Below are 10,003 nucleotides of genomic sequence, written 5' to 3'. Positions count from 1 at the left end.
TTGCCTTTGCGCTGTTCGCGGCCTTCGATTTCAATTTCATAGTCGAGCAGCTTTTGGCCGTCGACGATGGCCAGGCGGCGTTCTTCCGACTGGGTTGCATTAATGAGCATCCGTTTCATGATGCAGTTCCTTCACGTGTCAAATCATCACAGGCCCATGACGGGCCAACGATGCCTGAGGGACGTCAGAGAACGAAGGGAATTGCCGCTGAGACCGTCGCCTCTGCGCTAATCAATGTGAGATCAGCGCAGGGGACGGTGGGTGGGCGCGTGGATAAGGGCAAGAAGTCGCGGTTGTCCTGTTGTCGAGTGCGTGGCTTGATGAGCCGGTGCAGGGGAGACAGGGCTGGTCCAGCTGGCATAGGTGCGACGCGCAACGCTACACACAGTCGGTGGCAAGAGCCACTCTGTGCAGAGTTCCATCAACATCAACATTGCCACAACCATCGTTTTTGCTTCTTGCAGTGATCCGTCATGAAGGCTTTTCAAAAAGAGCCTCCACAACTTGGGGTATTCCATTTCGGTGTTTTCTGATCGTCGGCTCAACTTCTGGGGCGAGGGCCACTCAGTCTCTTGGGTACTGGGTCTGCGTCTCGGACACAAAAGGGGCATCGACCTTACCGCGTTCGTCAGTACATGGTCTAATCTGTGTTAAATCAAGCACTTAGAGCAAAACGCTGGTGAATCACATTATAGGGGCTTCGGCCCCAAACCCCGCCCCCTCGGTAAAAACACTGACTGTCGACGAAGACTCGACGGGTCAGCGCTTAGACAACTTTCTCATGCGCCACCTCAAGGGTGTGCCGAAAACCCACGTCTATCGCATCATTCGCTCCGGTGAAGTGCGGGTCAACAAAGGCCGCGCTTCGGCTGATCAACGGGTGGAGGCGGGCGATTTGGTGCGTTTGCCGCCTGTTCGCATCTCAGCCCAAGTGCAGGCCAAGGCTGATGCACCGGCCCCCGCCCGTGAATTTCCGGTGCTGATGGAAGACGAGGCCATGATGGCCATCGACAAACCCGCTGGTGTGGCCGTGCATGGCGGCAGTGGGGTGAGCTTTGGCGTGATCGAGCAACTGCGCCGTGCCCGTCCAGCTTCGGCCAACCTAGAGCTGGTGCACCGCCTTGACCGTGAAACCTCGGGCGTGCTGTTGGTGGCCAAAAAGCGCAGCGCCCTCAAAAACCTGCAAGACCAGTTCCGCGACCGTGAAACGGGCAAAACTTATTTGGCCTTGGTGCTCGGCCTGTGGCCGTCAAACAAGAAGGTGATTGACTCGCCTTTGTTCAAGTACACCGTGGACACTGGGGTAGGCGAGGGCGAGCGCCGCGTCAAAGTGGTGGACAAAGATGACCCGAACGGCATGCGTTCCATCACGCTGGTGCGTGTGGCGCGCACTGTGGGTCCTTACACCTTGTTGGAAGTGACCATCAAAACCGGCCGTACCCACCAAATTCGCGTGCACTTGGCCAGCCAAGGCCACCCGATTGCGGGAGACGACAAATACGGCGACTTCGAGCACAACAAACTGCTGCACAAGATGGGCCTCAAACGCATGTTTTTGCACGCGTGGCAACTCAAGTTTCAGCACCCACAAAGCCACCGCCCCGTTAGCCTGCAAGCGCCGCTGCCGCCAGAGCTGAAAAACTTTGTGGATGGCATTCAGCCGCCCATCATCCAACCGGATCTCGACGTATGACCACACGCCCGCGCCAGTTCGATTTGATTGCCTTCGATTGGGACGGCACGCTGTTTGATTCCACGCAAATCATCACCCGTTGCATTCAGTTGGCAGTGGTCGATGTCGGCGGGGCCAAGCCGACGGACGAGGCCGCGTCGTATGTGATTGGCATGGCCCTCATGCAGGCGCTGGCCCATGCCGCGCCTGATGTGCCGCAAGACAAATACCCTCTTTTGGGCGAGCGCTATCGCTTCCACTACATGAAGCACGCCAACGACATTGCTTTGTTTGAAGGCGTTTTGCCCTTGTTGGCTGCCTTGCGCGAACGCCACCACTGGCTGGCGGTGGCTACCGGAAAAAGCCGTCGTGGCTTGGATGAAGCCCTGCACACCAGTGAACTCAAAGGCGTGTTCGACGGTTCGCGCACGGCAGACGAAACAGCAGGCAAGCCCCATCCCCGCATGCTGCACGAGTTGATGCGTGAATTTGGCGTGGCGCCCGAGCGCACCTTGATGATTGGCGACACTACGCACGACTTGCAAATGGCCGTGAACGCAGGCTGCGCCAGTGTGGGCGTGAGCTACGGTGCACACGACCACGGCCAGTTTGAACCCTTGAACCCAAGATTCATCGCGCACTCTGTGAAGGAGTTGCACGATTGGTTGTTGGCCCATGCGTAAAAGCCATGACTGACTTTGCTTCTCAAGTGATGCCCTTGTGCAACAGCGCCGATTTAGTCGAAGGTGGCCGCGCTGTGCCGTTTGACGTGGTGTTTGCTGGTCAAACCTGCCGCGCGTTTGCCATTCGCTTCGAAGGCCAGCCGCACGCCTACCTCAACCGCTGCACCCATGTGGCGATGGAGATGGACTTTCAGCCGGACCAGTTTTTCGATGCTTCAGGCCGCTGGCTGCTGTGCGCCACCCACGGCGCCGAGTACGCGCCCGACACCGGCGAGTGCGCGGGTGGACCGTGCCGTGGTGGCTTGGTCAAAGTGGAGTTGTCTGAGGCTGACGGCGTGGTGCACTGGCATACTGCGTACAACTTGAAACCTTTCGAATTTCTAGATTAAATTGTGAAAACCTGCCTATATGTCTGAACATCACACAAACCCCGAAACCCCCAGCCACAAAACGGTGTGGGAGCGCGACACGCTTGAGCGCTTGGCGTTCGCCACCTTGGCTGAACAGCGTGCCAGCCGACGTTGGCGCATCTTTTTCCGTTTTGCGTGGTTGGCGTTGATCGTGGCCTTGTTTTGGACAGGCGCTCACAAAGGCGGCATGGGGGGCGCTAGCCCCAGTCAGCCCCACACCGCGGTGGTGGCCATCAAAGGTGAAATTGCCGACGGCGCTGATGCCAGTGCCGAGTGGGTGGTCACCGCCTTGCGCGCTGCGTTTGAAGACGAAGGCTCGCAAGCGGTGGTGTTGCAAATCAACTCACCCGGTGGCAGTCCTGTGCAAGCTGGCATCATCAATGACGAAATTCGCCGTTTGAAGGCCAAGCACAAAAAGCCGGTGTATGCCGTGGTGGAAGAGTCATGCGCTTCAGCGGCTTATTACATCGCTGTGGCGGCTGATGAAATTTACGTGGACAAAGCCAGCATCGTGGGCAGCATCGGCGTATTGATGGATGGCTTTGGCTTTACCGGCTTGATGGACAAGTTGGGCGTGGAGCGCCGCTTGATGACGGCTGGTGTGAACAAAGGTTTCTTAGACCCGTTCAGCCCGCAAACCAAAAACCAGCGTGCCCATGCACAAACTTTGCTGGATCAAATTCATCAACAGTTCATCCAAGTGGTGCGTGAAGGCCGTGGCAAGCGCTTGAAAGAAACCCCAGAGTTATTCAGCGGTTTGTTCTGGAGCGGTGAGCAAGCGGTTGACCTTGGTTTGGCCGATGGCTTGGGTAACCTTGATTACGTGGCCCGTGAAATTGTGAAAGCCGAAGACATCATCGACTACACCCGTCACGAAAACGTGGCCGAGCGTTTGGCCAAACGCTTTGGTGCTGCCATTGGTGAAGGCGCGGTGCGTGCGATGCAAACCATGCCCACCGTGCGCTGACACTTATTTGCCAATCAAAAACACAGTCGGCTCGCCCGAAATTTGAGCCTTACCCGCACTGCGCCACGCTTGCACCGTTTTGCAATGCACTTGCATGTTGGCCATGGTCAAACCACTGGCGCGGGCCAACCGAGTGTTGCCTTGCAGACCATTCACCAGCGCGTCCCACAGGGCTTGGTTGCGGTAGGGCGTTTCAATGAACATTTGGGTTTGGCCGTGTTTGGCGACTAAGTTTTCCAGTTCGCGCAAACGCTGTGTGCGGGCAGCGCCGTCTTGCGGCAAGTAGCCGACAAACGCAAAGTTTTGGCCGTTCAAACCACTAGCGGCCAAAGCCAGCAGCAGCGACACGGGGCCCACCAGTGGCACCACGCGAATGCCCAGTTCGTGCGCAGCACGCACGACCGAGGAGCCGGGGTCGGCCACCGCAGGCATGCCTGCTTCGCTGACCAAGCCTATATCGTGGCTCGCCAACGCGGCTTTGAGCATGGGCTTGGCATCAAACTCACCCGTGTGGTCGCCTTTTTTGTGCACCTCGCGCGGAAGCTCGGTGATGGTGTTTTCTTGAATGGTGTTGGCCAGCGGCACATGGGCGTCAACGCGCTTTAAAAAGGCGCGTGTGCTTTTGGCGTTCTCGGTAATCCAGTGCGTCACACCTGCCGCCACGCGCAAGGTTTCTTGCGTCAGCACATCGGTGATGGGGGCTTGGTTCTCGCAGCCAAAGTCGAGCGGGGTGGGCACGAGGTAGAGCGTACCTTTTTGCGTTGTTGTGTTGGGTATGTTGCTCATGGCTTTAGTGCTCCCAATAGATCAATACCCGCCGCGCGTAGCAGGCGGGCGGTGCGAATCATGGGTAAGCCGATCAGGGCTGTGGGGTCGTCGTTCTCGATGGCGTCGAGCAGGGCAATGCCTAGGCCCTCGCTCTTGGCGCTACCCGCGCAGTCGTATGGCTCTTCGGCGCGCAAGTAGGCTTCAATTTCGGCATCGCTCAGGTCACGAAAGCACACCTTGATTTGGGCGAGTTCGGTTTGTTCAAACTGGCTGTCCATGCAGACCACGGACACCGCGGTTTGAAAAATCACGGTTTGGCCACGCATGCGTTGCAGTTGGACCACCGCACGTTCATGTGTGCCGGGTTTGCCCAGTGGCTCGCCGTTGAGGTCAGCCACTTGGTCTGAGCCAATCACGACCGCCTGGGGGTGCAGGGTGGCCACAGCTTTGGCTTTGGCCAACGCCAAACGGGTGGCAAGCGCCTGTGGGGCTTCGCCCGCCAGGGGTGTTTCATCCACATCGGGGCTGACCACGTCAAAAGGCACACGCAAACGCGCAAGTAGTTCACGGCGGTATCTGGAGGTAGAGCCCAAAATCAGGGCGCGTTGAAGCTTAGACATGGGTGGATTCTCTTACACTGGCGCGCATGCAAACACCAAAGAACCTTCACGCCCTCGATGTCAAAGCCTTTGCCAAAGCGCAAATGCACTTAGAGGGCGACACCCCCGTGGTTGAGTTTGAGCGCCTGGCCGCAGACTGCAGCGGCGAGGTGACGGGCCATGTGTCGTGGTCAGCGCAAGGCGCTATTGACCCCGAGCAGCGCGGCAAAGACGATGCATGGTTGCACTTGGAAGCCAAAGCTACCGTGCCCCTGACCTGCCAACGCTGCTTGCACCCCGTGCCGGTGGAATTGCTGATCGAGCAAGATTTCCGCTTTGTAGCCGACGAAACCACCGCCTTGGCTGAAGACGACGAATCAGATGAAGACCTGTTGGTCATGGAAGACAGCTTTGATTTGATGGCCTTGGTTGAAGACGAGTTACTCATGGGTATGCCCTTGGTTCCCATGCATCCAGCATGTTTGAGTGAGCAGGCACCAACTTCGGAGGAGGAAGAGGCCATCTTGGCCGAGGTCAAGCCCAACCCATTTGCGGTGCTGGCGTCGCTCAAAGCGCGCAAGCACTGAAATCTTAAGAGTTGGGCTATAATCTTAGGCTTCGTGTCACGCTGACCTCGGTTGGTTTGTGGCCCAATGATCAACCACATTTAGTTCCAGGAGCCGGTCATGGCTGTTCAACAAAACAAAAAATCACCTTCCAAGCGCGGCATGCACAATTCGCACACAGCGTTGACAGCTCCCGGTACAGCCGTTGAGTCAACGACAGGTGAAATCCACTTGCGCCATCACATCAGCCCCACCGGTTTTTACCGTGGTCGCAAAGTGTTGAAGACTAAGTCTGAAGCTTAATTACTTCACACTTCATTGGCCCGTGGCTGTCTTTGGCGCCTCGGGCTTTTGTTTTTTTGACGAGAAGAAACCTGCATGACCACTCTTGCTGTTGATTGCATGGGTGGCGACCATGGCCCGCGTGTCACGCTGGTGGCCTGTCGCCGTTTCTTAGACACGCACCCAGACGCCAAGCTGTTGCTGGTGGGTCTGCCCGATGCGCTGTCGTCTTTTTCTCACCCTCGTGCTCAAGTGGTCGCGGCCTCTGAAGTGGTGGCTATGGATGACCCCATCGAAGTGGCCTTGCGCCGCAAAAAGAATTCGTCAATGCGCGTGGCGATTGAGCAGATCAAGAGCGGTGCCGCTCAAGCGATGGTATCTGCTGGTAACACGGGCGCTTTGATGGCTATCGCACGTTATGTGCTTAAAACCATCGATGGCATTGACCGTCCAGCCATCGCCGGTCGTATGCCCGACTTCAAAGGCGGCGGCACGACCATGCTCGATTTGGGTGCCAACGTCGATTGCACGCCTCAGCATTTGTTGCAGTTTGCCGTCATGGGTTCTGCCTTGGTGTCGGTGCTCGACAACATCGAAAGCCCCACAGTCGGCTTGTTAAACATCGGTGAAGAAGACATCAAAGGTAGTGAAGTTATCAAAAAAACAGGCGAACTGTTGCGAACAGCGGCTAATTCTGGTGATTTGAATTTTGTGGGCAATGTCGAAGGCAATGACATTTACCAAGGCACAGTCAACTTGATCGTGTGTGACGGCTTTGTCGGCAATGTAGCTTTGAAAGCCAGCGAAGGTTTGGCACACAAGATCAGCGAAACGCTCAAAAATTCGTTTACGCACAACATCTTCACCAAAATTACGGGTATCTTTGCTTATCCTGTCCTTTCTGACTTTAAAGACAGGGTTGACCACCGCCGTTACAACGGCGCAGCGTTGTTGGGGTTGAATGGCATCGTTTTCAAGAGCCACGGCTCAGCCGATGATGTAGCCTTTGGTACTGCTTTGAACCGCGCGTATGATGCAGCTCACCATAACTTGCTCGAACGTGTACGCTCTCGCATTGCCCATGCGGCTCCTTTGTTGGCCCTAGGACAAGCGTCAGACGTCTCGGCCTGAGCCACCTGATTAATGACCCTTTTCTCCCGAATCGCTGGCACCGGAAGTTTTCTCCCTCCCCGCCGGTTGACCAACGCAGACTTGGTCGCAGAACTCGCCACACAAGGTGTGGAAAGTTCTGACGAATGGATTGTTGAGCGCACGGGCATCCGTGCCCGCCACTTTGCCGCCCCTGAGGTGAGCAGCAGCGATTTGGCCTTCGAGGCTTGCAAGCAAGCCTTAGACGCCGCAGGCCGCCGCCCCCAAGACATTGACCTCATCATCGTCGCCACGTCGACGCCCGACATGGTGTTTCCCTCCACCGCAGCCATCCTCCAGCACAAACTCGCCCAGTTGGACGATGAAGCGGCTGGCATCGCTGGCGCTCCTGCGTTTGACGTGCAGGCGGTGTGCAGTGGCTTTATCTATGCGCTGACCGTGGCTGATGCCATGATCCGCGCAGGCAACGCCAAGCGTGCGTTGGTGGTGGGCTCTGAAATTTTCTCGCGTTTGCTCGATTTTCAAGACCGCACCACGTGCGTGCTGTTTGGGGATGGTGCTGGTGCTGTGGTGTTGGAGGCGTCTGACACGCCCGGCATTTTGGCCACCGACATTCATGCCGATGGCAAACATGTGGGCATCTTGTGTGTGCCAGGCCATGTGCGCAACGGCAACATTTTGGGTGACCCTGTGCTGAAGATGGACGGTCAAGCAGTATTCAAGCTGGCTGTCGGCTTGCTTGAAGGCGCGGCCCGCACCGTGCTGGACAAAGCGGGCTTAACTGAAGCCGACATCGATTGGTTGGTGCCACACCAAGCCAACATCCGCATCATCCAAAGTACAGCCAAGAAGCTGAAACTACCTATGGAAAAGGTCGTCTTGACCGTTCACGATCATGGCAACACCTCGGCAGCCTCCATTCCGCTGGCGTTGGACCATGCCGTGCGTTCTGGCCAAGTGAAAAAAGGTGAAACCCTCATGCTCGAAGGCGTGGGCGGCGGTTTCACATGGGGCGCAGTGCTACTCAAACTGTAGGCCTGCCCAAGACTTGCTGTGACAAACTTCTAGATACGTTATGACTTCATTTGCTTTTGTATTTCCAGGCCAAGGCTCTCAATCCGTCGGCATGCTCGACGCTTGGGGCGACAACCCTGTGGTGGCTCAAACTTTGGTCGAGGCGTCTGACGCCATGGGTGAAGACATGGCCAAGCTGATTCACGAAGGCCCCAAAGAAGCTTTGGGCTTGACCACCAACACCCAGCCAGTCATGTTGGTGTCGGCCGTGGCGGCTTACCGTGCTTGGTTGGCCGAAGGCGGCGCTGTGCCTAGCGTGGTGGCTGGACACTCCTTGGGTGAGTACTCTGCTTTGGTGGCTTCTGGCGTGTTGACGCTGGCCCAAGCTGCACCGCTGGTGCGTTTTCGCGCGCAAGCCATGCAAGAAGCTGTGCCTGTGGGCACGGGCGCCATGGCTGCTATTTTGGGTATGTCGGCTCCACAAGTGATTGCGGGTTGCGCCGAAGCGCAAGCCACCTTTGGCGCAGGTTCTACCGAAGTGGTGGAGGCGGTGAATTTCAACGACCCAGGCCAAACCGTGATTGCTGGCAGCAAGGCAGCTGTGGAAAAAGCGTGCGAAGTGCTCAAAGCCAACGGCGCCAAGCGTGCCTTGCCTTTGCCCGTGTCTGCACCTTTCCACTCCAGTTTGATGAAGCCAGCGGCTGAGCGCCTGAAAGAAAAATTAGCCACTACCGTATTTGCCGCAGCGCAAATCCCCTTGGTGAACAATATCGATGTAGCCGTGGAAAACGATGCCGACCGCATGCGCGACGCTTTGTATCGCCAAGCCTTTGGCCCCGTGCGTTGGGTTGAGTGCGTGGCTGCCATCAAGGCGCGTGGCGTGACCACCTTGGTCGAGTGCGGCCCAGGCAAGGTCTTAGCTGGCATGGTCAAGCGTATCGATGCAGATTTAACAGGCTTGCCTTTGTTTGACCCCGCCAGCATGGCCGAAGTGAAAACTGCATTGGCTTAATTAGAAAAGAAGACTATGAGCGATAACAAACAACACATTGCATTGGTGACTGGCGCTTCGCGCGGCATCGGTGCAGCCATTGCCCAAGAGTTGGCCCAACAAGGCTACTTGGTCATTGGCACGGCCACGTCGGATGACGGCGCTGCCAAAATTACCCAAGCTTTGTCTGCGCATGCAGGCTGCCGTGGTGCCAACCTGAACGTCAACGACTCAACAGCCATCGACGCTTTGTTGGAGCAAATCACCAAAGACCACGGCGCTTTGCACGTGTTGGTGAACAACGCCGGCATCACCCGCGACACCTTGGCCATGCGCATGAAGGATGACGATTGGGACGCAGTGCTCGACACCAACCTCAAAGCCGTGTTTCGCATGTCACGCGCCGTCATGCGCCCCATGATGAAGCAGCGCTATGGCCGCATCATCAGCATCACCAGTGTGGTGGGTGCGTCGGGTAATCCCGGTCAAGCCAATTACGCAGCGGCCAAGGCCGGGGTGGCTGGCATGACCCGCGCATTGGCCCGAGAGTTGGGCAGCCGTGGCATCACCGTCAACTGCGTGGCGCCTGGCTTTATTGAGACCGACATGACGGCCTCCTTGCCCGAAGAACAACAAAAAGCTTTGCTGGGCCAAATCCCACTGGGACACCTCGGCAAACCTGCTGACATTGCACATGCTGTGGCCTATTTGGCTGGCGCACATGCCAGTTATGTGACAGGCCAAGAGTTGCATGTCAACGGTGGCATGTTCATGGCTTAAGGCCATTTACGCCAAAACACAAAACAGAATCAATACGGTCAGTCCGTCCGGTTAAAATAGCGGTCTTATTCACAACCCTTAGAGGGAATCCATGAGCGATATCGAACTGCGTGTCAAAAAAATCATTGCTGAACAACTCGGCGTTGAAGAGTCTCAAGTGA

The 10,003-nt window shown here is 56.8% G+C and carries 12 protein-coding genes and 1 pseudogene; 11 read left to right on the top strand and 2 right to left on the bottom strand.

All coding sequences use genetic code 11. The features are described 5' to 3' along the window. The first annotated feature begins 679 nt into the window (after positions 1–679). From RMR24_RS03335 to RMR24_RS03320, 4 genes are read left to right on the top strand one after another with little or no spacing between them, the layout of a single operon-like run. A complete protein-coding gene (locus tag RMR24_RS03335) occupies positions 680–1,693 on the top strand; it encodes an RluA family pseudouridine synthase (protein WP_310613679.1) in 1,014 nt (337 codons plus the stop codon). Next, positions 1,690–2,355 (top strand): HAD-IA family hydrolase, encoded by a 666-nt coding sequence (locus tag RMR24_RS03330; RefSeq protein ID WP_310613678.1) that lies wholly within the window; start codon positions 1,690–1,692, stop codon positions 2,353–2,355. Before RMR24_RS03335 ends, RMR24_RS03330 begins: the two co-directional genes overlap by 4 nt. Positions 2,356–2,360: 5 nt before the next feature. Beyond that, positions 2,361–2,744, top strand: coding sequence for a Rieske 2Fe-2S domain-containing protein (locus tag RMR24_RS03325; protein WP_310613677.1), 384 nt, complete (start codon positions 2,361–2,363; stop codon positions 2,742–2,744). 19 nt (positions 2,745–2,763) lie between these two features. After that, positions 2,764–3,732, top strand: a complete 969-nt coding sequence (locus RMR24_RS03320) for a S49 family peptidase (RefSeq protein WP_310613676.1) — start codon at positions 2,764–2,766, stop codon at positions 3,730–3,732. A 3-nt stretch (positions 3,733–3,735) separates the two neighbouring features. Here the strand turns inward: RMR24_RS03320 and RMR24_RS03315 are convergent, their stop codons facing one another. Further along, the gene (locus RMR24_RS03315; protein WP_310613675.1) at positions 3,736–4,518 is read right to left on the bottom strand and encodes an SAM-dependent methyltransferase; all 783 of its coding nucleotides are present in this window, start codon (positions 4,516–4,518) and stop codon (positions 3,736–3,738) included. Further along, a complete protein-coding gene (locus tag RMR24_RS03310; protein WP_310613674.1) occupies positions 4,515–5,120 on the bottom strand; it encodes a Maf family nucleotide pyrophosphatase in 606 nt (201 codons plus the stop codon). Before RMR24_RS03310 ends, RMR24_RS03315 begins: the two co-directional genes overlap by 4 nt. Positions 5,121–5,146: 26 nt before the next feature. Between RMR24_RS03310 and RMR24_RS03305 the strand changes: the two genes are divergently transcribed. From RMR24_RS03305 to RMR24_RS03275, 7 genes and pseudogenes are all read left to right on the top strand, one after another. After that, complete coding sequence (locus tag RMR24_RS03305) at positions 5,147–5,686, top strand: YceD family protein (RefSeq protein ID WP_310613673.1); 540 nt, start codon at positions 5,147–5,149, stop codon at positions 5,684–5,686. A gap of 99 nt (positions 5,687–5,785) precedes the next feature. Further along, complete coding sequence (gene rpmF, locus RMR24_RS03300; RefSeq protein WP_310613672.1) at positions 5,786–5,968, top strand: 50S ribosomal protein L32; 183 nt, start codon at positions 5,786–5,788, stop codon at positions 5,966–5,968. Positions 5,969–6,043: 75 nt separating this feature from the next. Further along, positions 6,044–7,078 carry a phosphate acyltransferase PlsX gene (gene plsX, locus RMR24_RS03295; protein WP_310613671.1) on the top strand — a complete coding sequence of 345 codons (1,035 nt, stop codon included), beginning with the start codon at positions 6,044–6,046 and terminating at the stop codon, positions 7,076–7,078. 12 nt (positions 7,079–7,090) lie between these two features. Continuing rightward, positions 7,091–8,092 carry a beta-ketoacyl-ACP synthase III gene (locus tag RMR24_RS03290; protein ID WP_310613670.1) on the top strand — a complete coding sequence of 334 codons (1,002 nt, stop codon included), beginning with the start codon at positions 7,091–7,093 and terminating at the stop codon, positions 8,090–8,092. 40 nt (positions 8,093–8,132) lie between these two features. Next, a complete protein-coding gene (gene fabD, locus RMR24_RS03285) occupies positions 8,133–9,083 on the top strand; it encodes an ACP S-malonyltransferase (RefSeq protein ID WP_310613669.1) in 951 nt (316 codons plus the stop codon). A gap of 15 nt (positions 9,084–9,098) precedes the next feature. Next, the gene (gene fabG / locus RMR24_RS03280) at positions 9,099–9,842 is read left to right on the top strand and encodes a 3-oxoacyl-ACP reductase FabG (RefSeq protein ID WP_310613668.1); all 744 of its coding nucleotides are present in this window, start codon (positions 9,099–9,101) and stop codon (positions 9,840–9,842) included. A gap of 91 nt (positions 9,843–9,933) precedes the next feature. Then, positions 9,934–10,003 (top strand): annotated as a pseudogene (locus RMR24_RS03275) (acyl carrier protein); the annotation flags it as partial.

This window comes from Limnohabitans sp., from assembly GCF_031539105.1.
In the GTDB taxonomy this organism is placed as follows: Bacteria; Pseudomonadota; Gammaproteobacteria; order Burkholderiales; family Burkholderiaceae_C; genus Limnohabitans.
Note: the sequence above shows the minus strand (reverse complement) of the source record. Positions and strands in the feature narration are given on the sequence as shown.